At 73.4% G+C, this 21146-nt stretch carries 19 protein-coding genes; 12 read left to right on the top strand and 7 right to left on the bottom strand.

What is annotated here, in order from left to right:
- Positions 1-196 precede the first annotated feature (196 nt).
- Both AB5J51_RS35185 and AB5J51_RS35190 read left to right on the top strand, forming a co-directional pair.
- Positions 197-2281: a SpoIIE family protein phosphatase gene (locus tag AB5J51_RS35185; RefSeq protein ID WP_369779532.1), complete on the top strand. Its 2085-nt coding sequence runs from the start codon at positions 197-199 to the stop codon at positions 2279-2281.
- A gap of 116 nt (positions 2282-2397) precedes the next feature.
- Positions 2398-3432, top strand: coding sequence for an endonuclease/exonuclease/phosphatase family protein (locus tag AB5J51_RS35190; protein WP_369779533.1), 1035 nt, complete (start codon positions 2398-2400; stop codon positions 3430-3432).
- 39 nt (positions 3433-3471) lie between these two features.
- Here the strand turns inward: AB5J51_RS35190 and AB5J51_RS35195 are convergent, their stop codons facing one another.
- Positions 3472-3810: a MazG-like family protein gene (locus tag AB5J51_RS35195; RefSeq protein ID WP_369779534.1), complete on the bottom strand. Its 339-nt coding sequence runs from the start codon at positions 3808-3810 to the stop codon at positions 3472-3474.
- A gap of 62 nt (positions 3811-3872) precedes the next feature.
- The gene (locus tag AB5J51_RS35200) at positions 3873-4298 is read right to left on the bottom strand and encodes a nuclear transport factor 2 family protein (protein ID WP_053787548.1); all 426 of its coding nucleotides are present in this window, start codon (positions 4296-4298) and stop codon (positions 3873-3875) included.
- Positions 4299-4430: 132 nt separating this feature from the next.
- Between AB5J51_RS35200 and AB5J51_RS35205 the strand changes: the two genes are divergently transcribed.
- Both AB5J51_RS35205 and AB5J51_RS35210 read left to right on the top strand, forming a co-directional pair.
- Positions 4431-5000, top strand: coding sequence for a PadR family transcriptional regulator (locus AB5J51_RS35205; protein WP_053787547.1), 570 nt, complete (start codon positions 4431-4433; stop codon positions 4998-5000).
- On the top strand, positions 4987-5763 hold the full coding sequence (locus tag AB5J51_RS35210) for an SGNH/GDSL hydrolase family protein (protein WP_136223261.1): 777 nt from the start codon (positions 4987-4989) through the stop codon (positions 5761-5763). Before AB5J51_RS35205 ends, AB5J51_RS35210 begins: the two co-directional genes overlap by 14 nt.
- Before the next feature lie 5 nt (positions 5764-5768).
- Here AB5J51_RS35210 and AB5J51_RS35215 read toward each other — a convergent pair whose 3' ends face one another.
- Together AB5J51_RS35215 and AB5J51_RS35220 are read right to left on the bottom strand one after the other, a co-directional pair.
- The gene (locus AB5J51_RS35215) at positions 5769-7007 is read right to left on the bottom strand and encodes a low temperature requirement protein A (RefSeq protein WP_369779535.1); all 1239 of its coding nucleotides are present in this window, start codon (positions 7005-7007) and stop codon (positions 5769-5771) included.
- Between the two features lie 7 nt (positions 7008-7014).
- Entirely contained in the window at positions 7015-7734 is a 720-nt protein-coding gene (locus tag AB5J51_RS35220) for an aspartate/glutamate racemase family protein (protein WP_369779536.1), read from the bottom strand.
- A 561-nt stretch (positions 7735-8295) separates the two neighbouring features.
- Here AB5J51_RS35220 and AB5J51_RS35225 point away from each other — a divergent pair.
- Positions 8296-10629 (top strand): ATP-binding domain-containing protein, encoded by a 2334-nt coding sequence (locus AB5J51_RS35225; RefSeq protein ID WP_369779537.1) that lies wholly within the window; start codon positions 8296-8298, stop codon positions 10627-10629.
- A gap of 27 nt (positions 10630-10656) precedes the next feature.
- On the opposite strand, the gene AB5J51_RS35230 is transcribed toward AB5J51_RS35225, so the two are convergent.
- Positions 10657-11520, bottom strand: a complete 864-nt coding sequence (locus AB5J51_RS35230) for a helix-turn-helix domain-containing protein (protein ID WP_369779538.1) — start codon at positions 11518-11520, stop codon at positions 10657-10659.
- Positions 11521-11620: 100 nt separating this feature from the next.
- Between AB5J51_RS35230 and AB5J51_RS35235 the strand changes: the two genes are divergently transcribed.
- The 4 genes from AB5J51_RS35235 (at position 11621) to AB5J51_RS35250 (ending at position 16849) form a co-directional block, all read left to right on the top strand.
- Positions 11621-13090 (top strand): MFS transporter, encoded by a 1470-nt coding sequence (locus tag AB5J51_RS35235; protein WP_369779539.1) that lies wholly within the window; start codon positions 11621-11623, stop codon positions 13088-13090.
- 107 nt (positions 13091-13197) lie between these two features.
- Positions 13198-14514 (top strand): cytochrome P450, encoded by a 1317-nt coding sequence (locus tag AB5J51_RS35240; protein ID WP_369779540.1) that lies wholly within the window; start codon positions 13198-13200, stop codon positions 14512-14514.
- A gap of 99 nt (positions 14515-14613) precedes the next feature.
- On the top strand, positions 14614-15228 hold the full coding sequence (locus AB5J51_RS35245) for a TetR/AcrR family transcriptional regulator (RefSeq protein WP_369779541.1): 615 nt from the start codon (positions 14614-14616) through the stop codon (positions 15226-15228).
- On the top strand, positions 15212-16849 hold the full coding sequence (locus tag AB5J51_RS35250; RefSeq protein WP_369779542.1) for an isovaleryl-CoA dehydrogenase: 1638 nt from the start codon (positions 15212-15214) through the stop codon (positions 16847-16849). The genes AB5J51_RS35245 and AB5J51_RS35250 overlap by 17 nt, the downstream gene beginning before the upstream one ends.
- 90 nt (positions 16850-16939) lie before the next feature.
- Here the strand turns inward: AB5J51_RS35250 and AB5J51_RS35255 are convergent, their stop codons facing one another.
- On the bottom strand, positions 16940-17431 hold the full coding sequence (locus AB5J51_RS35255; RefSeq protein WP_369779543.1) for a DUF3995 domain-containing protein: 492 nt from the start codon (positions 17429-17431) through the stop codon (positions 16940-16942).
- Between the two features lie 66 nt (positions 17432-17497).
- On the opposite strand from AB5J51_RS35255, the gene AB5J51_RS35260 reads away from it, so the two are divergent.
- Positions 17498-18103 carry a TetR/AcrR family transcriptional regulator gene (locus tag AB5J51_RS35260; RefSeq protein ID WP_136223274.1) on the top strand — a complete coding sequence of 202 codons (606 nt, stop codon included), beginning with the start codon at positions 17498-17500 and terminating at the stop codon, positions 18101-18103.
- Here AB5J51_RS35260 and AB5J51_RS35265 read toward each other — a convergent pair.
- Positions 18100-18687, bottom strand: a complete 588-nt coding sequence (locus AB5J51_RS35265; RefSeq protein WP_133899001.1) for a TetR family transcriptional regulator — start codon at positions 18685-18687, stop codon at positions 18100-18102. The two genes, AB5J51_RS35260 and AB5J51_RS35265, sit on opposite strands and share 4 nt — an antisense overlap.
- A 102-nt stretch (positions 18688-18789) precedes the next feature.
- Between AB5J51_RS35265 and AB5J51_RS35270 the strand changes: the two genes are divergently transcribed.
- Both AB5J51_RS35270 and AB5J51_RS35275 read left to right on the top strand, forming a co-directional pair.
- The gene (locus tag AB5J51_RS35270; protein ID WP_053787535.1) at positions 18790-19773 is read left to right on the top strand and encodes an aldo/keto reductase; all 984 of its coding nucleotides are present in this window, start codon (positions 18790-18792) and stop codon (positions 19771-19773) included.
- 175 nt (positions 19774-19948) lie between these two features.
- Positions 19949-21139: a S8 family peptidase gene (locus AB5J51_RS35275; protein ID WP_369779545.1), complete on the top strand. Its 1191-nt coding sequence runs from the start codon at positions 19949-19951 to the stop codon at positions 21137-21139.
- Positions 21140-21146 lie beyond the last annotated feature (7 nt).

Raw genomic sequence — 21146 nt, forward strand, 5'->3', positions numbered from 1 at the left:
CGAGCAGCGCCCGCGGGGACAGGATGCCGCCCCGTCGCCGCCCTCACCCGAGGTGTCACCGGTGGTCACCGCCCGGCTCCCGTGCGGCGCCGTGATGTCCTCCGTCGCGATGACGGGCAGAATTGAGGGGGCAGCCCGTGTCCGCCACGCGGGCTCCGCAGCCACGCGCGCGCCGTGCGCAGAAGGGGGCCTGCCGATGCCATCGGACCGGCTGGGGGGCGCGGTGGATCCCGGCCCGATCCGGTCCGAACCGGGGTCCTTGCTGGAACACGTGGTGGTGGCCGTCTTCGGCATCGACGACGAGGACCGGGTCTGCTACTGGGGCCCCGGCGCGCAGAGCCTCTTCGGCCACGAGGCCCGGTCGGTGCTGTCGCAGCCCGCGGCGGTCCTCTTCCCCGAGCCGGCCCCCGGCGAAGGTCCCGGCGGTGCCGCGCACCTCGCGGAGCGCGCCCGCACCCTCGGCTACTGGCGCGTACGGCTGCCCGCACTGCACCGGGACGGCACGGTGTTCGACTGCGGCTTCCGGGTCTTCCCGATGACCGGCTCCACGGGCCGCTCCGTGGTCCTGGGGCTGGCGAGCCGCGGCGACGAGCTGGACCGGGTGAAGACCAACCTGTCCTTCCTCGACGCCCTCTTCGAGACCTGCCCGATCGGCCTGGTCATGCTGGACGAGGAGCTGCGCTACGTCCACCTCAACCAGGCACTCGCCGACATGGACGGGGTCCCGCTCGAGGAGCACCTGGGCCGCCGGATGGCGGACATCATGATCACCTCCGACGGCGGGGAGTACCAGCGCATGCTGCGGGCCGTGGCCCAGGGGGGCCGGCCCGTGATCGGCACCCTCGTGGGGCTGCGCACCCCCGGCCATCCGGACCGCGACCAGGTGCGCTCGGTCAGCTTCTTCCCGCTCAGCGGCGCGGGGGACACCCGGCGCGGCGTGGGCGGACTGCTGCTGGACGTGACCGAACGGGAGCAGGCCATCCTGGAGGCGACGGCCGCCCGCCAGCGCCTCGCCCTGCTCGACCGGGCCGCGGCAGGCATCGGCACCACCCTGGACCTGGACACCACCGCGCGCGAGCTGGTCGAAGCGGTGGTCCCGGACTTCTGCGACGCCTGCGTCGTGGAACTCGTGGAGTGGATGGACGAGACCGAGGCCTTCGACCCGGCGCTGCCGGTGGCCACCCGCCGGATCGCCTCCGGCACCACGCTCCCCGAGCCCGCCGTCGAACTCGTGAGCGGCCTGGAGCAGGTCACGTACCCGCCGGGCTCCAACATCCACCAGATGCTGAGCACGGAGCGCCCGCTCTGCTTCACCGTCGACCAGGACTTCGCGACCCGGACCGTCGTGCACCAGCAGCGCGCGCAGCTGCTGCTGGACAGCGGGCTGGCCGGAATCCTCATGGCACCGCTCATTGCCCGCGGCACGGTGCAGGGCATCGCGATGTTCGGGCGCTCCGCCGCCCGCGCGGCCTTCGCCGAGGAGGATCTCGGCCTCGCCGGCGAACTGGCCTCCCGGGCCGCGCTGTGCCTCGACAACGCCCGGCTGTACGGCAGGGTCCAGGACATCGCCCTCACCCTCCAGCGGGCCCTGCTGCCCAGCGCCCCCGCCGGCGGCCCGTACGTGGACATCAGCCACCGCTACCTGCCCGGCAGCAGGGTCACCGAGGTCGGCGGCGACTGGTACGACGCGATCGCCCTGTCCGGCGACCGGGTGGCCCTCGTCGTCGGCGACGTGATGGGACACGGCGTGCCGGCCGCCGCGGCCATGGGCCGGCTGCGGATCACCGCGAAGACCCTCGCCCGGCACACCGCGGAGCCCGCGGCCCTGCTCGAGGAGCTCGACGTCTGCGCCCAGGAGGCCGGCATCGAGTGGGCGACCTGCCTGTACCTGCTCTACGACCCGCACACCGGCCGCGCCCGCATCGCCAGCGCCGGCCATCCGCCGCCCCTGGTACGCCACCGGGACGGGACGGTGCACACCATCGGCGACGTGCTGGGGGTCCCGCTCGGCGTGGGCGGCGTACCGTACCGGGCGATCGAGATCGACCTTCCCGAGGGCGCCACCGTGGCCCTGTACACCGACGGCCTCATCGAGGCCAGGGGCCAGGACATCGACACCGGAATGGACGCACTGCGCGCGCAGCTGCGCGCTCCCCTGGGCTCGCTGGAGGAGGCCGCCGACCGCATCCTCGCGAACCTCCTGCCCGACACGGCGACCGACGACACGGTCCTCGTCCTGGCCCGGGTCAGCTCGGTCCCCGGCCGCCCGCAGAACGGGTGACGGCCCGCCGGCCGCGGAGGGTGCACGGCGGCCCGGGCGGGCTTCGGGAACCGGATCGTGGCGGCGCGGCGTCGTCGTACCGTGCGACGTCGTGCGGATGGCCACGATGCGGGGGGATGCCGAATCGACCGGGAGCAGGGCGCGTGGCGAAGCAGTGGTCATGGCGGTGGGCGTCGCGGTGGCGTCGGCAGGGGTCGTGGCGCGGGCGGGGGCGGGTGCTCACCGGGCTGGCGGTCCTCGTCGCCTGCCTGCTCGTCTTCCACGGGGCAGTGCCCGATACGGCGGGCCGTCCCGGCAGCCTGCTGGAGACGTTCCTCCCCTGGCTCGGCCTGGCCGTCCCGGTCCTGCTGGCCTCGGCGCTACTGCGCCGCTCGGCCCCGGCCGTCTGCGCGGTGCTGCTGCCCGCGGCCGCCTGGCTCGGCCTCTTCGGCGCCTTCCTGGTCCCCGGAGACGACCGGACCCCCGACCTCCTCGCGGTCCAGCACAACGTCAGCGACGAGAACCCCGATCCGGCGGGCACCGCGCGCGCCCTGGCCGGGACCCGGGCCGATCTCATCGCCCTGGAGGAGCTGACGCCCGCCGCCGCGCCGGCGTTCGAGGCGGTGCTCGCGCCGGAGTATCCGTACCACGCGGTCGAGGGCACGGTCGGACTCTGGTCGAAGCACCCGCTGGAGCAGGTGCGGCCGGTGGACATCCGGCCGGCAGGCGTGGGGGAGGACTGGAACCGCGGACTGCGGGCCACCGCCCGTACGCCGAACGGCGAAGTCGCCGTCTACGTGGCACACCTGCCCTCGGTGCGCCTCGGTCCGACGCACGGATTCGGCTCCGCACGGCGGGACGAGAGCGCCGCACTGCTCGGTGCCGCGATCGCCGCGGAGCGGACGGACCCGCTGATCCTGCTCGGGGACCTCAACAGCACGGTGGACGACCGCGGACTGGATCCGGTCGCGGCGCGGCTGAACCCGCCGAGCCGGGACTTCGCGTTCAGCTGGCCCGCGGCGCTGCCGATGGCCCGCATCGACCAGGTCATGACCCGCGCGGCGACCGTCACCCGGGTCCGGGCGCTGCCGGCGACGGGAAGCGACCACCTGCCCGTCGCCGCGCACATCAGGTGGCACGGTTCCGGGCGGGACTCCGACTCGCGTCAGTGAACAGGTGGGGCTCCCCGGGCTCCGGCTCCACCGTGGCGGTCATCGGGGACTCCCCGCCCCGTCGCCCGCTCCGCCCGGGGTCTCGATGCGGTGCAGGACGCCCCGCTCGTCCCGGACGTAGACGCGGTCGCGGTTCTTGGCCAGCTTCCGCTCCACCTCGGACTCCAGGTCGATGCCGTTCATCTCGGCGAGCGCCGCCACGTACAGGACCACGTCCGCGAGCTCCTCCCCGAAGTCGGGCAGCCTCTTGAGCCACGCGGTGAACGCCTCCCCGACCTCGGCCGTCAGCAGCCCGAACTCCAGTGCCACGTCGGTGGTGTTGAAGCCCTTCGCGAGCTTGTTGTCCCAGGCGAGCTGCTGGGCCGAGCGGATGTCCACCGTTTCCTCCGGGCGTGCGTACGGGAGTTGGCTGCCCGGTGAGCCTACGGAGTGTCTGCCGATCAGGCCTGGGCCGGGGCCAGGCCGTCCGCGACCAGCCCGGCGAGGACCGCCTCGCCCAGGGCGTGCACCGCCGACTGGGGCCTCACCATCACGGTGAACTCCTTGATCCGGCCGTCCTCGGCGTAGTGCAGCAGGTCGATGCCGTGGATCGCCTTGCCGTTCACCGTCGCGCGGAAGAGCAGGACCTCCGAGGGGGACACCGTGCCGTCGGCGCTCGTCTCGGCGGTGCCGGCGTACTGCCCGACGTAGCGGAAGTCCTCGAAGGTGCGCAGCAGCACCCCGAAGAGCCCCAGCACCATCGGCCGGCCCTCGAACGGCGTGAACTTCACGGGGCTGTACAGGCGGACGTCCTCGGTGAACAGGGCCTCCAGGGCGGCGGTGTCACGGCTGTCGACGGCGGCGCGGAAGCGGTCTGCTGCGGTCACGGCTTCTCCTTGACGGTGCTCGGCTACGTCTGGTTACTCATCAATGTGACTAGTCAGTTTCTTGAGTATCATGCGGAGCGTGTCCATGGACAGGGGCCACAGCGGAAACAGGGACGTGAAGGAGGCGATCCGATGGCTTTGCGCCACGCCGTACTGGCGGCGCTGCTGGACGAGGAGCTGAGCGGGTACCAACTGGCCAAGGCTTTCGACCTCGGCGTGGCCAACTTCTGGCACGCGCTCCCGCAGCAGCTCTACGCCGAGCTGACCCGGCTGGAGAAGGACGGGCTGATCACCGGCCGTGAAGTGGTCCAGGACACCCGGCCCAACAAGCGCCTGTTCACCGTCACCGACGCCGGCCTCGCCGAGCTGGAGCAGTTCACCGCCTCCGCGACCAAGCCCTCCTCCATCCGCGACGACCTGGTCGTCAAGGTCCAGGCCGCCGACCACGTCGACACCGCGACGCTCATCGCGCAGCTCACCGAGCGCGCCGCCTTCGCCCAGGCCAAGGTCGACCTGTTCACCGGTCTGCTGCGCACCATGCGCGGCGACCGTACCGAGGAGGACTTCCTGCGGTACGGCGACCGCATCGGCCCCTATCTGACCTGCCTGCGCGGTCTCGCCTTCGAGCGGGGCAACCGCGACTGGTGCGCACGTACGATCGCGGTTCTGCGGGAGCGGGAGGTGGCCCGTGCCGGGCGCTGAGCACCAGTACCTGCGCTACGTCGCCCTGGGCGACAGCCAGACCGAGGGCGTCGGCGACGGCGACGACACGACCGGCCTGCGCGGGCTCGCCGACCGGCTCGCCGAGCGCCTCGCCCTCCACAGTCCCGGCCTGCGGTACGCCAACCTGGCCGTCCGCGGCCGACTCGCCGGGCAGGTCCGCGCCGAGCAGCTCGCACCGGCCCTCGCCCTGCGCCCGGACCTGGCCACCGTGGTCGCGGGGGTCAACGACATGCTGCGGCCGCGGTTCGACGCCGACGAGGTCGCCGGCCACCTCGAGGCGATGTTCGGCGCGCTCACCGCCCAGGGCGCCCGCGTGGCCACGGTGACCTTCCCGGACCTCGCGCGGATCACCCCGCTCGCCCGTCCGCTCGCCCCGCGGGTGAGCGCCCTCAACGACCGGATCCGCGCGGCCGCCGGCCGCCACGGTGTGCTCGTCGTCGAGACGGGACACCATCCGGTGGTCACCGATCCCCGCCTGTGGAGCCCCGACCGGCTGCACGCCAGCCCGCTGGGGCACGAGCGGATCGCCGCCTCGCTCGCCCACGCCCTCGACCTGCCGGGCAGCGACGACTCCTGGACGCACCCGCTGCCCCCGGCCCGGGCGGCTTCGCCCACGGTCCTCGCCGAACTGCGCTGGGCCGCCGCGTTCCTGGGCCCGTGGCTGGGCCGGCGCCTGCGCGGCCGTTCCTCCGGGGACGCCCGCACGGCCAAGCGCCCGGATCTCCTCCCCGTGCTGCGCTGAGCGGTTCAGGGCGCCGCCGTCGCGAGGCGGCGGCGCAGCATCTTGCGCGCGTACAGCAGGTGCACGATCGCCTCGGCGGCCAGGAGCAGGACGACCAGCCACGGAGCGAGGCGGCCGGCGCCCCAGACGACGAGCAGCGGAACGCAGATGCCCGGAACGGCCCAGACGGCGACGGAGGCCGGCGGGCGGCCGTAGCGCAGGGCGATGCCGGCGTGGGCCGAGTGGTAGAGCGCCAGGCCGCCGGCCAGGGCCCACACCGCGCCGGTCGGAAGACGGGCGTGGTCGGCCTCCTCGACGGCGGTGGCCAGGCCCGCGGCCATGCACAACACGCCCGCGGTCACGAAGAAGTGCAGGAAGCCGCCGACGTCGCGGGCGAGGAGGTAGGCCTGTTGGTCGTCGGCCTTGGCGAGCATCAGCTCGGCCGAGGTCGAGCCGAAGTCGAAGTACGACCACCAGAGCGCGGCGAGCAGCACGAAGCCCAGGGCGCCGACGATCCCGGCCCGCAGGGTCCAGGTGTGGTCGGCGGAGGTCACCAGCGCGATCACGGATTCGCCGAGCACGATGATGACGAACAGCCCGACCCGCTCCACGATGTGCCCGGTGTCCAGGCGGGCGGGCATCCGGTGGCCGCCCGCGGTCAGGAGCAGCGCCATCTCGGCGGCGATGAGTACCGCCCACGCCACGTACTGCCAGGGTGTGGGTACCGCGGCCGAGGCGGCCCACAGCAGGCCCGAGGCGAGGCAGTAGCTCAGGGGGCGCCAGCGCGGGACGCGCCGGGGCTCGGGGTACTTGGTGGCCGGCCACCACAGCCCGAGCAGCACCAGCCGGGTGCCGGCGTAGCCGAGGGCGTAGACGGACCCGCGGTCCGTGTCGGCCTCGGGCACGGAGGCGGCCATGACGGCGATGCAGAGCATGGCGGACAGCATGAGCAGCCGGCGGCGGGGGCTGTTGTCCACGAAGATGTTCGCCGAGACCGTGAGGTTGATCCACAGCCACCAGGGCGGGAAGTAGAGCGCCAGGAACACGGCGAAGTCGCGCAGGCCGGGGTCCCCGTGCAGCCGGTGCGAGAGCTGGGCTGCGAGCGCGACGAAGACGAGGTCGAAGAAGAGTTCCAGCCAGTCGGCGTGACGCCCTTCGGGCGCGTGGCGGTCCGCAGCCGCGTTCGCGCCCGCCTGAGGTGTGCCCATGGGTCCGCCCGGGTCCGTGCCGCCGCCGTCGCGGCCTGCGTCCTCGTACGAGATCACGGTATGACTAGCCGAGGGCGCGTGCCGGGCGCCGGGAGGTCGACAGTGCCGCCTCGACCGCGGCTTCGACGTGGATCCGGGCGGTGGGGAAGACGGGTACGGGGCTGTCCTCGGCGCCGATGAGCAGCTCGATCTCGGTACAGCCCAGGACGACCCCCTGGGCGCCGGCGGCCACGAGGTCCCGGATGACCTGCTGGTACGCGGCCCGGGACTCCTCGCGGACCAGGCCCAGGCACAGCTCTTCGTAGATCACCCGGTGCACGAGCGCACGCCCGTCGGCATCCGGGACGCACACCTCGAGTCCGCCCGCCGCGAGCCGGCCGCGGTAGAAGTCCTGCTCCATGGTGAACGCGGTCCCCAGGAGGCCGACCCGGGTCAGGCCCGCCGCCTTCACGGCGTCCGCGGTGGCGTCGGCGAGCTGCAGCAGGGGCACCGAGATGCCCGCCTGGACGCGGTCGGCGACCTTGTGCATGGTGTTCGTGCAGATGAGCACGAGGTCCGCACCGGCGGCTTCCAGGCGCTGGGCCGCTGACGCCAGCACCTCGCCGGCCTCGGTCCACCGCCCCTCGGCCTGCAGCTGCTCGATCTCCGCGAAGTCCACCGAGTACAGCACGCAGCGGGCCGAATGCAGCCCCCCCAGCCGGTCACGGGTGAGTTCGTTCAACAGCCGGTAGTACTCGGCCGTCGATTCCCAGCTCATTCCCCCGAGCAGTCCGATCATCTTCATAAGCGCTGAAGGTATCAGGCACGATTTGCATAAGTATTGCTTTGGTTTGCTCAAGGGTGGGCGTGCCGGTGGCCGGATGGCTCCGCCGCCGGCGTGCGGACCTCGGTCCGGCGCCGGCGGCGGAAGCGTGGTGTCTGCGGTCGATCACCCCCACTGTCAGGACTCGGCGGAGCCTTCCCGCATGACGTTTTGGAAAGCCGTCATGCACGGCCCGCAGTGGTGATCCGTTTCGGCGTTGCCGCCCGGCTGGAGGGGGCGGCCGCACAGGGTGGCCCGGCGGTCACGGGCGACGACGTGCCATACGAGGCCAGGCCCTGTGGCCGCCTCACCGACCTGCATTTCATACATGAGAGTGCTCCATGTGGTGGACAGCTCTTGTGTCCACCAAAGCAGTGCACGGCGCCGGAAGCCTGACGGGTGAGCCGTCCGGGTGACATGCGGCGGCCCGTCGCAGCTCGGCGCCCCGCCCGGCACCGGCGGCGTACCGCAAAACGAAAAACACCCCGGGGTCAATTGACGGCCGGGGTATTCGTCTGCGTATATTTGATGTTTCACGCCCTGATGAAAACAGCGCGTGAAGAAGCTTTACGAGGACATCGTATCGGGTCGGGAGTGGAATTGTCAACCGTGGAATTCCGTAATGAGCAGCAATTCATCGACGAGCTCTATGCGCGCCTCGACGACCTACGTGACCAGGCCGAACACGCCGTCCAGCGGGCGCTGGCCGCGACGGGCAGCGGACTTCAGGCGCGTCTGGAGCGGGATGTTCTCGTCGCCGAGCAGTCCGGTCTGCTTTCCGCGCTGAACGCGGGCGAGAACGGTCTGTGTTTCGGCCGGCTCGAGTTCTCCGACGGAGAGGACCACCACATCGGCCGTATCGGAATCAGGCAGGACGACGCGAACCGCACCCCTCTCGTCCTCGACTGGCGGGCCGAGGTGGCGCGCCCCTTCTACCTCGCCACGGGGCGCTTCCCCATGGGCCTGCGCCGGCGCCGCCACATCACCACCCGCGGACGGGAGGTCACGGCCCTCCACGACGAGATCCTCGATCTCGCCGACACCGAGCGCACGGGCCACGAGGGGGCCGACGCGGACGCCGTCCTGCTCGCCGCGCTCGACGCCGCCCGCACGGGCCGCATGCACGACATCGTGCAGACCATCCAGGCCGAGCAGGACCACATCATCCGCTCGCCCCACCGCGGCGTACTCGTGGTGGAGGGCGGCCCGGGCACCGGGAAGACGGCCGTCGCCCTGCACCGGGCCGCCTACCTCCTCTACGAGCACCGGGAACTGCTCGCCAAGCGCGGCGTGCTGATCGTCGGACCCAACCCGGCGTTCCTCGGCTACATCGGCGAGGTGCTCCCCGCCCTCGGAGAGACCGGGGTCCTGCTCTCCACCCTCGGCGAGCTGTTCCCCGGCGTCCGGGCGACCGGCACCGAGCGGCCCGGCGCCGCCGCCGTGAAGGGCCGCGCGGAGATGGCCGAGGTCCTCGCCCGCGTCGTACGCGACCGGCAGGCGCTGCCGGAGACCGTACCCGCCGGCAGCGGCGAGGACAGCGCGGTGCTCCCGGAACCGGCCGTGGAGATCGACCACGACGACTACGGCACCCTGCTGCTGGACCGGACCATGGCGCACGAGGCCCGGGACCGGGCGCGCGCCACCGGACTGCCCCACAACCTGGCCCGTCCGTACTTCGCGTTCCGCGTCATCGACGCCCTCACGGAGCAGCTCGCCGACCGGCTCGGCGCGGATCCCTACGGCGGCCCCAACCTGCTGGGCCCCGACGACATCGCACAGCTCGGCAAGGAGATCGCGACCAGCGCCGAGGTGCACGCCGCGATCGACAGCCTCTGGCCGCCCCTCACGCCCCGGCAGCTGATCGCCGACTTCCTCGCCGATCCCACCCACCTCCCCTCCGGCGATGCCGAGTTGATCCGGCGCACGACGGACGACTGGACCCCCGCCGACATCCCGCTGCTCGACGAGGCCGCCGAGCTGCTCGGCGTCGACGACAGCGCGCAGCGCGCCGCCGAGGAACGGGAACGGCAGGAGCGCATCGCGTACGCGCAGGGCGTCCTGGACCTGTCGCAGGGGTCCGAGTCGTACGAATTCGAGGACATGGAGAACGAGTTCCTCGCCGCGCACGACATCATCGACGCCGAACGGATGGCGGAGCGGCACGAGGAGGCCGACCACCGCAGCGCGGCCGAGCGGGCGGCCGCCGACCGCACCTGGGCCTTCGGGCACGTCATCGTGGACGAGGCACAGGAACTGTCCGAGATGGCCTGGCGGTTGCTGATGCGGCGCTGCCCCACCCGTTCGATGACGCTGGTGGGCGACCCGGCCCAGACCGGCGACGAGGCCGGCTGCGGATCGTGGAAGCGGATCCTGGACCCGTACGTCGGGGACCGCTTCGAGCTGGTGCGCCTCGGCGTCAACTACCGTACGCCCGCCGAGATCATGGACGTCGCGGCCGCCGTGCACCGGGCCCGCCATCCCGGATTCGAGCCGCCGAGCTCGGTGCGCTCCACGGGGCAGCGGCCCTGGGTGCGGGCGACGGACGACCTCGCCGGCACGGTCGCGGAAGCGGTGCGCAGCGGCGCACCGGCCGAGGGCCGGGGCGGCCGGCTGGCGGTGATCGCCCCGCGTCCGCTGCACGAGGCGCTGGCGGCCGGGCTCCCCGGCGTACGGGCGGGGGAGGAGCCGGATCTCACCCGCACGGTCGTCCTGCTGGACCCGCGCCAGGCCAAGGGGCTCGAGTTCGACTCGGTGATCGTCGTGGAACCCGCGGACCATGAGCCGAGCGACCTCTACGTCGCCCTGACCCGGGCCACCCAGACCCTCGGCGTGGTCCACACGGGCCGGCTGCCGGAGGGGCTGGCCGAGCAGCCGTAGCCGCGGACGGACGGCGGGCGGGGTGCCTCAGACGGTGGCCGGCTCGAGGTGCTCCAGCCGCTCCAGCCGCTCCAGGCGGGCGCGGCTCTCCTCGTCGACCGGCACCATCGTCACCAGGCGCGGGCCCGCCGCCGGCCCGAGCCACAGGTTGGTGTGCTCCAGGTGCAGCAGGCCGACGTGCCCATTGCGGATGTACTTCGTCCTGCCGCCCTGGCCCACCACCTCGTGCCGGGCCCACAGCTCCCGGAACTCGGCCGACTCCGCATCCAGCCGCGCCAGCAGGGCCTTCCAGGCGGGCTCGGCGAGGTGTTCCGCCATCGCCGCCCGGAACTTGGCCACGATGGTGCGGTTCACCTCGGCGACGTCGGCCATCGACGCCCGCCAGTCCGCGTTGGTGAACGCCAGCCACAGGCAGTTGCGGTCCTCGGGCGGCAGCGCGTCCAGGTCGCACAGCAACCGTCCGTACGTGGCGTTGTACGCGAGGATGTCGTACCGGCTGTTCTGGATGCAGGCCGGGATCGGCCCGAGCCGGTCGAGCATCGCCCGCAGCGCCGGGGTCACGCTCGGGCACGGCGCGTGCGGGGTCGGATCGAGGCTGCCGGCCAGTGCGAACAGGTGCGTACGCTCACTGGAGTCCAGCAGCAGGGCGCGCGCCAGCGCGTCCAGGACCTGCGGGGAGACCTGGATCTCGCGGGCCTGCTCCAGCCAGGTGTACCAGGTGACACCGACAGCGGAGAGCTGGGCGACCTCTTCGCGGCGCAGCCCCGGGGTGCGCCGGCGGCGGCCGCGGGGCAGCCCCACCTGCTCGGGGGTGATCCGCTCTCGGCGGCTGCGCAGGAATTCGGCCAGTTCGTGCCGGCGTACGTCGCTCTCGGGGGCCACAGTGGTCATGGAACCAGGGTGCCGCACCGCTCATCCCGTTGCCAGGTAGTCCTGGTACCAGGATAAGGAGACTCTGGTACCAGGCTGAGCGCAGAGCGATCGTTTCCCTGTGAGCGAAGCAACCGTACGCACCACCCGCCCCTCCCCGTCCGCCCCGCCGGGCCGCCCGGCCTCCGGCCCGGCCCCCGGGCCCGCCCCCGCGGCGATCGGCCCGCTCGGGCTGTTCACCGTGCTGCTGGGCGCAGCCCTGCCCCTGATCGACTTCTTCATCGTCAACGTGGCGCTGCCCGCCATCGACAGCGATCTCGCGGCCGGCCCCGCCACGCTGGAACTGATCGTCGGCGGCTACGGCGTCGCGTACGCCGTCCTCCTCGTCCTCGGCGGCCGCCTCGGCGACATGGCCGGACGGCGCCGGCTCTTCCTCATCGGCATGGCCGCCTTCGGTGTCACCTCGCTCGCCTGCGGCATCGCCCCCACGGCCTGGGCCCTGGTCGCGGCCCGCGTGGCACAGGGCGCGGCGGCCGCACTGATGCTCCCGCAGGTGCTGGCCACCATCCAGGCCACCACGCAGGGCCCGCGCCGGGCGCGGGCGATGAGCCTGTACGGGGCCACCGCCGGGCTGTCCATGGTCGCCGGGCAGATCCTGGGCGGCGTCCTGGTCGCCGCCGACGTCGCAGGCTCCGGCTGGCGCTCGGTGTTCCTGGTCAACGTGCCGGTGGTGGTCCTCGGGCTGGTGCTCGCCGTCCGGGCCGTCCCGGAGACCCGCTCGGACCGCCCGGCCTCGGTCGACGTGCCGGGGACGCTGCTGCTCGCCCTGTCCCTGGTGTCGCTGCTGCTGCCGCTGACCGAGGGCCGGGCCGCCGGCTGGCCGCTGTGGACGTGGGTGTCGCTCGCGGTCTTCCCGTTCGCCGCCACGGCGTTCTACCTGACCGAGCGCCGCGCCGACCGGCTGGGACGCACTCCCCTCGTGCCGCCGAGCCTGCTGCGCCTGCAGTCGCTGAGGCGGGGGCTGGTCCTGGTGGTGCCGTTCTCGATCGGCTTCAGCGGGTTCATGTTCGTCATCGCGGTGGTGCTGCAACAGGGCCTGCGCATGGGGCCGGTGGCGGCCGGGCTCGCGCTCGTCCCGATGGCGGTGGCCTTCTTCGGAGCCTCGCTCGCCGGGCCGCGGCTGGTCGGCCGGTTCGGCAGCCGGGTCGTCACCGCGGGCGGCGTCCTCCAGGCCGTCGGCGTCGCCCTGATCCTCCTCGCGGTCCTGCGCGGCTGGCCGGACCTCGGGCCGGCTTCGCTCGCCCCGGGCGTGGCCGTCGCCGGCCTCGGGCAGGGGCTCCAACTGCCCGTGCTGATGCGGCTGATGCTCTCGGACGTACCGGCTGACCGGGCCGGTGTGGGCGGCGGGGTCATGATCACCACGCAGCAGTCCGCGCTCGCCCTCGGCGTCGCGACCCTCGGCAGCCTCTTCCTGGCACTCGCCCCGTCGATGGGCATGCGGGACGCCCTCGCCGTCACGCTGCTCGTGCAGCTCGGCATGATCGCGCTGACGGTGTTGCTGAGCCTGCGCCTGCCGAGGGTCGTGCGGTGACCCGCGGGCCGAGGCGGGCTGTCACGATAAGAGTCCGCTCCCGTACAGTCCGTGATGCCCGAGCTCCGCCAGGGACACAGGACCAGCGGTCGAACAGGAGAAGACCCGTGGCCACCGAAGCCGGATTCGACCCTCGCCCGCCCGCTGCCCCTACGGGGCGGCCGGTTCCCGAGCTGGAGCCCGCCCTCGTGGAGCGGTGGCGCTCCGACGGGGCCGAACTGGTCGACCTGCTGGCCCTGGTGCGCGTACGGCTCGGCGGCGTCGCCGCGTTCCGTCTCGGGCCCTGCCCCACCGTCCTGGTCACCGACCCCCAGGCGGTCCAGCACGTGCTGGCGCTGCAGCCGGACCGGTACGTGAAACGCTCCCACCGCGCCCGCCTGCTGATCGGCGACGGCGTGCTCGCCGCCACCGGTGAAGCGTGGAAGCGCCAACGCCGCCTGCTGCAGTCCCAGTTCACCGGCACCGGGATGCGCCGCTACGAGCAGCGGATCGCGCAGGCCGCCCGGGCCACCGCCGGGCGCTGGGAGACGTACGCCCGGAGCGGGCAGTTGCTCGACGTCGGCCGGGAGATGCGCAGCTTCGCCCTGGACACCATCTGGCGCTCCCTCACCGGACACCCCCTCGACGCCGCCACGGAGCACGAACTGAACTCCGTGGCCACCGTGGTGGCCGCCCTCCCCACGCTGCCGGCCGACGGCGGCGACGCCCGGGACGCCGTCGCCGGGGACCTCGCCAGGATCGACGCCGTCGCGCACCACGCCATCGAGGCCGCCCGCGGCGCGCACGGCCCGGACGGCCCGGGTCTCCTGCACATCCTGCTCGGCGCGGCGGCCGAGCGCCCCGAGTACACCGACCGCCTGATCCGCGACGAGCTGATCACGCTGCTCGTCGCCGGCCACGAAACCACCGCCACCACCCTGACCTGGCTCTACCTGCTTCTCGACCGCCACCCCGCGGCGCGCGAACAGGCCCTGGCCGCAGGCGCCCCGGGCTCGGCGGAACGCCGCCGAGCCGTCCAGGCCCTGGTCCACGAGACGCTCCGGCTCTACCCGTCCGCCTGGATCCTGCCCCGGTACGCCACCGAGGCCGACACCCTGGCCGGCTACGCCGTCGAAGCGGGCTCCGACGTGGTGGTCTGCCCGTACCTCACGCACCGCGACCCCGAACTGTGGCCGGACCCCGAGCACTTCGACCCCCGCCGCTTCACGTCCCCCGACGGCCGGCCCACCCACCCGGGCTCCTACCTCCCCTTCGGCATCGGCCCCCGAGCCTGCCTCGGCCTGCAGTTCGCCCTCCGCGAGTCGACCGTGCTCCTGGAACACCTGTTGCCGGCCCACACCCTGACCTTCCACTCCGTCCCCACCAAGGCCGCGTACAGCATCACCGTCCGCCCGGACGGCCCGACGCCGGCGAGCCTCGTCTAGGGGTGTCCGGCGGATCAGGGCCGGGCCCGGCCCCGATCCGCCGGCCAGACTCCCGTCCAGGTCTGGTGTGAAGCGCTGAATCAGTGCTTCAATCCTTCCATGCCCTACCGTCGCCCCCCAGCCGTACAGGCCCGCCTCGACGCCCGGCGCGAGCGGGTGCTCGAGGCCGCCGTGCACCTGCTCTCCCGTGAGGGCTACGGCGGCTGCTCGGTCGCCGCCATCGCGGCCGAAGCCGGAATCTCCACCGGCAGTGTGTACCAGTCGTTCTCCGGCAAGTCCGAACTGGCCGCCGCGCTCTTCCGGACCCTGGTGGCCCGCGAGCTGGAGGCGGTGGCCGCCTCGACGGACCGCCCGGGCGGCGCGGCGCAGCGGGTGGCGGCCGCCGTCGAGACCTTCGCGTACCGCGCGCTACAGGCACCGCGCCGGGCCTTCGCCCTGCTCGCGGAGCCCGCCGACCCGGCCGTCGACACCGAACGCCTCGTCTTCCGGCGGGCGTTCCGTGACGTGTACGCCGAACAGATCGCCGCGGGCGTGGCCTCCGGGGAACTCCCGCCGCAGTCAGCAGAGTTGACGGCCGCCGCGCTCGTCGGTGCGATCGCCGAGGCGCTCGTCGGCCCGCTGGCCGACGGGGACGCGGTCCCGGGGGACGTCATCCCCGGCCTGATCACCTTCACCCTGCGTGCCCTTGGAGGACACGATGCCGCAGACGCATGAGGTCACCAACCAGGTGCCCCCGCACCACGGTTACGATGTGGCCGCCGACCCGGCCCTGCTGGAGGCGGTCGCCCGCGAAGGCGCCGCATGGGCGATACCCGAGATCCACCGCCTCGGTGTCCTCGCCGGTTCCGAACGGGCCGCGGAGTGGGGACGCGTGGTCAACGAGAACCCGCCGGTGCTGCGCACCCACGACCGCTACGGCCACCGCATCGACGAGGTGGAGTTCCACCCGTACTGGCACGAGCTGATGGGCACCGCCGTCTCCCACGGCCTGCACGCCGCGCCCTGGGCGGACGAACGGGCCGGAGCGCACGTCGCGCGAGCCGCGAAGTTCCTCGTCTGGGGCCAGGTCGAGGCGGGCCACTCCTGCCCGGTGTCCATGACGTACGCCGCCGTACCCGCGCTGCGCGCGACGCCGGGGCTCGCCGCGTGGCTGGAGCCGCTGCTCGCCTCCCGCACGTACGACTTCGGACTGCGCCGGCCGGACACCAAGCAGGGCCTGATCGCGGGCATGTCGATGACCGAGAAGCAGGGCGGCTCCGACGTACGCGCCAACACCACGACGGCGGTCCCGGCCCCGGACGGCACCTACCGGCTGACCGGCCACAAGTGGTTCACCTCCGCGCCCATGTCGGACGTCTTCCTGACGCTGGCTCAGGCCCCGGGCGGGCTGTCCTGCTTCCTGCTGCCGCGGGTGCTGCCGGACGGCAGCCGCAACCGGCTGCTGCTGCAGCGCCTCAAGGACAAGCTCGGCAACCGGTCCAACGCCTCCGCCGAGATCGAGTACGACGAGGCCTTCGGCTGGCTGGTGGGGGAGGAGGGGCGCGGCGTCGCGACCATCATCGAGATGGTCAACATGACCCGCCTCGACTGCGTGCTCGGCGGGGCGTCGGGCATGCGGCTCGGGGTCATCCGCGCGGTCCACCACGCCACCCACCGGCGGGCGTTCGGCAAGGCGCTCATCGACCAGCCCCTGATGCGCAACGTCCTCGCCGACCTCGCCCTCGAATCCGAGGCGGCGACGGCGGTCGCGCTGCGCCTCGCGGGAGCCACGGACCGGGTCGCCCAGGGCAGCCAGGACGAGGCGCTGCTGCGCCGGCTCGGGCTGGCCGTCACCAAGTACTGGGTCTGCAAGCGCGCCCCCGGACATGCCGCCGAAGCCCTCGAATGCCTGGGCGGCAACGGCTACATCGAGGACTCCGGCATGCCGCGGCTCTACCGGGAGGCCCCGCTGTCGTCGATCTGGGAGGGCTCCGGGAACGTCGCCGCCCTGGACTCGCTGCGGGCCATGGCCCGGCAGCCCGAGACCGTCGAGGCCTTCTTCGAGGAGGTCGGCCGGGCGGCGGGCGCCGACCGGCACCTGGACGCGGCGGTCGCCGGTCTCCAGAAGCAGCTGGCCGACCCCGCCGAAGCCGAGTACCGGGCCCGGCATCTCACGGAGACGATGGCCCTGGCCTTCCAGGCGTCGCTGCTGCTGCGCCACGCCCCGGGCGCGGTGGCCGAGGCCTTCTGCGCCTCCCGCCTGGGCGGCGAACACGGCGGCGCGTACGGCACCCTCCCGACGGGCGTCGACACGGAGACCATCCTGGCCCGGGCCAGGACCGCAGCCGCGGTGTGAGCCGGTTGCGCCGACGCGTGGGCTGCGGGCAGGCCCTGCCGATCGTGGCAGGCCCTGCCCGCAGCCGTTCGCGGCGGGGCCGGTCTCCGGTCAGGTGCGGCGGTGCCGGGTGCGCAGGGCGACGTACCCCGTGAGTCCGCCCAGTGCGACGCACAGCGGGGAGTACAGCAGCAGGTCCCAGTGGCGGAACTCGGGCGGCGCGGAGCCCAGGGCGAGCCCGGAAGCCGCCAGACCGCCGAGTCCGCGTGCCGCCAGTACTCCCGACACCGCCCACAGCCCGGCCCGTACCGGACGCGCCCGGCCGAACCGGCTCGCCGGCCGGGCGCCGGTCAGCACCAGCCCGGCGGCGGCGCCCAGCGCGCCCGCCACGGCGAGCGTCAGCGGCCCGGACGGCAGCTGCGCCCCCTCCACCCCGACCACCACGGCCGCGAATTGGGCCCGGGAGTCCAGTGGCCACGGGGAGAACGCCCACGCCGCGTGCAGGGCCCCCGCCGCGAGCAGCCCCCCGGCCGCGGCCACCGCCGCGGCGCGGACCCCAGCGCCCGCGTTCTCTGTACCGACCCGCCTGGTCATGGTGCTCATGCCGCCGCCCCTCTCGCCATTTCCATACACCTCTGTACGGATGTTCCGTACAGTACTGTACGGAACATGGCCAAGGGGAGAGTCACCAAGGACGACTGGACGATGGCGGCGCTGCGCGCGCTGGCCCGGGGCGGACTGTCTGCGGTGGCGGTGGACGTACTGGCCCGCGAACTCGCGGTCTCGCGCGGCAGTTTCTACTGGCACTTCGAGAACCGGGAGGCCCTGCTCGTGGCGGCCCTGGAGGCGTGGGAGCGGCACGCCACCGCCGAGGTCATCACGACCGTCCGGGAGGAGGGCGACCCGTGGACCCGGGCGCGGACGCTGTTCGCCGTCGCGCTGGGCACCGAGGAGATCGCCGGGCTGGAACCGGCCCTCGTCGCGCACACCGCGCACCCGGCGGTCGCCGAGGTCGTCGCCCGCGTCACCCGGACCCGGCTCGACTTCCTGGCCGAGATCTTCGGCGGGCTGGGCTTCGGGCCGCAGGAGTCCCGCCATCGCGCCCTGGCCGGGTACGCGGCCTACCTGGGCTGGCTGGAACTGCGCCGGACCGCAGCGGACACGGCCCCCGAGGCGCTGCCGGAATCCCCGGGCGCGCAGGCGGCTCTCGACCACCTCATCGGCATGATCCTGACCCCGCCGCCGGCGCCACAGGGCGCCCCGCGATACTTCTAGGCCGGGTCCCGCGGCGGCGCCGTGATGCGGCGTACGGCCTCGACCACCGCCGCTCGGTGCCGGGCCAGCCGCTCGGGCGCCCAGCCGGTGCCCGAACCGCCCGCAGCCGGCCCGCCCACCGCGCCGAACCAGGCCTGGGACAGGGCCATCACCAGCGTGAGGACATCGGAAGGGTCCAGCGCGGGGTCGACGCGCCCCGCCTGCTGCGCCTCCTCCACCACCGCGATCTTGCCGCGGTAGGACTCCGCCTCCGCGTCCGCGGTGCCGGGCCGCTCCAGCTGCTTCCACACCACGAGCCGCATCAGTGACGGCTGCGCGACGAGGTGGTCGAAGACGGCACCTGCGTACCCCGGCAGGTCGTCGGCGTTGAACGGGACCGACTCCGAACCCGTCTCCAGCGCCCGTCGGAGCACGGCGTCGAAAAGCTGCTCCTTGTTGCCGTAGTAGACGTAGATGAGCCGCTTGTTCGCCTGCGCGGCCTCGGCGATGCGGTCGATCCGCGCGCCGGCGATGCCGTACGCGGCGAATTCGGAGAAGGCCGCATCGAGCAGGCGTGCCTTGGTCGCGCTGGAATCCCGTGCCATGGGGCGAAGCCTAGCAAGTAACTATCTGGTTATTGACATGCGGCGCGAGCCGGGTGCATAGTCAAACTATCCAGTTAGTTACTTACGGAGGAGCGCAGCACCATGGAGATTCGCGCACTGGGCGGTCAGGGCCTCGAGGTCGGCGCCGAAGGCCTCGGCCTCATGGGCATGAGCGCCCACTACGGAGCCACCGACGAGACCGAGTCACTGGCCACCATCGACCGCGCGCTGGAGCTGGGCGTCACGCTGCTCGACACCGCCGAGGGCTACGGCCCCTTCCTGAACGAACAGCTCCTCGGCAAGGCGCTGGCCGGCCGCCGCGACGCCGCCGTGATCGCCACGAAGACGGGGGTCGAGTTCACCGACGACGGTGCGCTGCGCGGCCAGAACGGGAGCCCCGAGTACATCCGCCGCTCGGCCGACCGCTCCCTGCGCCACCTCGGTACGGACCACATCGACCTGTACTACCTGCACCGCGTCGACCCGAACGTCCCGATCGAGGAGAGCGTCGGGGCCATGGCCGAACTGGTCGCCGCCGGCAAGGTCCGCCACATCGGCCTGTGCGAGGCCGCGCCCGCCACCATTGCCCGCGCCCATGCCGTGCACCCGCTGGCCGCCGTGCAGACCGAGTACAGCCTCTTCGAACGCGGCATCGAGTACGACGGGGTCCTCGACACCCTGCGCGATCTCGGCATCGGGCTCGTCGCTTACTCCCCGCTCGGCCGGGGCTTCCTGTCGGGAGCGATCACCACCCCGGACGATTTCGCGGCGGACGACTTCCGCCGTACGGACCCCCGCTTCCTGGGCGAGAACTTCGGCCGCAACCTGGCCGTCGTCGACCAGGTCCGCCGCCTCGCCGCGGAAAAGGGAGTCACCCCCTCGCAGCTGGCCCTGGCCTGGACCCTGCGCCAGGGCGCAGTGCCGATCCCGGGCACGAAGCGCCGCCGCTACCTGGAGGAGAACATCGCCGCCACCGCGGTGACGATCACGGACGAGGACCTCGCCGCCATCGACGAGGTCGCCCCGCACGGGGTCGTCTCGGGCGACCGCTACGCCCCGGAGCTGATGAAGACCCTGAACGGGTGAGCCTGCCGGGCCCGGAACGGCGCGGTGCCGCGGCGATGACGGCCGTCCCGGCCCCGTCCGCGCGGGCGGGGCCGGGACGGCGGGAACGCAATCGCGCCGCACGGCAACCGGCGCGGCCGTGCCGTACGTCTCCGCCCTCGACGGCGCGAGGCCGCACGGCGACAGGGGGCTGGTCATGAGACGCGGGCGCAGGCGCAGGGCGGTGCTCGTCGGGGTCGCGATGGTTGCCGCACTGGGGGTTTCGGCGTGCTCGCCGGAGGAGGGGCCCGGGCCCGGCGGCGGTGCGGGGGCCGGCGGCGCATCGCCGTCCGCCCTGCCGTCCGGTACGCCGCTGCCCACCGGCGTACCGACGGGCAGCCCCTTGCCGTCCGGTGCGCCGTCCGGCCCGGCAGCGGCGACGCCCGTCGTCCGCACCGGAGCCCCGTGGAACCTCGACCGCCTCGACCAGCGCAGCCGTCCGCTCGACGGGAAGTTCACCTCGCGCGCCGACGGCAGCGGCGTGCACGTCTACGTGATCGACACCGGGCTCGACGTGAAGCACGCGGAGTTCGGGGGCCGCGCCGCCCTCGGCGCCGACTTCGTCGGGGATCCGGACGCCGGTGACTGCTTCGACGGCGACGGACTGGGCCACGGCACGTTCGTCGCGGGCATCATCGGCGGCGCCACGTACGGCGTCGCCCCGAAGTCGAGCATCGTGCGCGTCCAGGGCATCGCCTGCGAGGAAGGCAGCGGCCCGCCCGCGAAGGACGTCTCCCCGAGCACGAGCACGGGTACGGGCGCGAGCACGAGCACGGGTACGGGCGCGGGAGCCGCGCCGCAGGACCCGGAGGTCTCCGTCGTCAAGGCCGTGGAGTGGGTGACCGCCCATGCCCGGCGTCCGGCCGTGGTGAACATGTCCCTCAACCTCAAGAACCGCTCCGCAGCCGTCGACGCCGCCGTCCAGCACATGATCGAGGCGGGGATCACCACGGTCGTCGCCGCCGGCAACTTCAACGACGACGCCTGCGGCCACTCCCCGGCCGGTGCGCACGGCGCGATCGTCGTGGCCGCCGCCACCGCCGACGAGCGCCACTGGACCGACGGGGACGCCTTCGGCTCCGGGTACGGCCGCTGCGTGGACCTCTACGCCCCCGCCGAGAAGATCACCTCCGCGATCGCGGGCGGCTCCACCGCCACCAGCGACGCCACCGCGACCTCGTGGGCCGCCCCGCACGTCACCGGCGTCGCCGCCCTCTACCTGTCCGCGCACCCCGCGGCGACGCCCGCCCAGGTCCGCACCTGGCTCACCGAGCAGGCCGTACGCGACGTCCTGACCGGGGTCCCGGCCGGGACCCCGAACCGGCTGCTCCACACGGGCGGCCTCTGACGCCCGG

This window comes from Streptomyces sp. R33 (genome assembly GCF_041200175.1).
In the GTDB taxonomy this organism is placed as follows: Bacteria; Actinomycetota; Actinomycetes; order Streptomycetales; family Streptomycetaceae; genus Streptomyces; species Streptomyces katrae_B.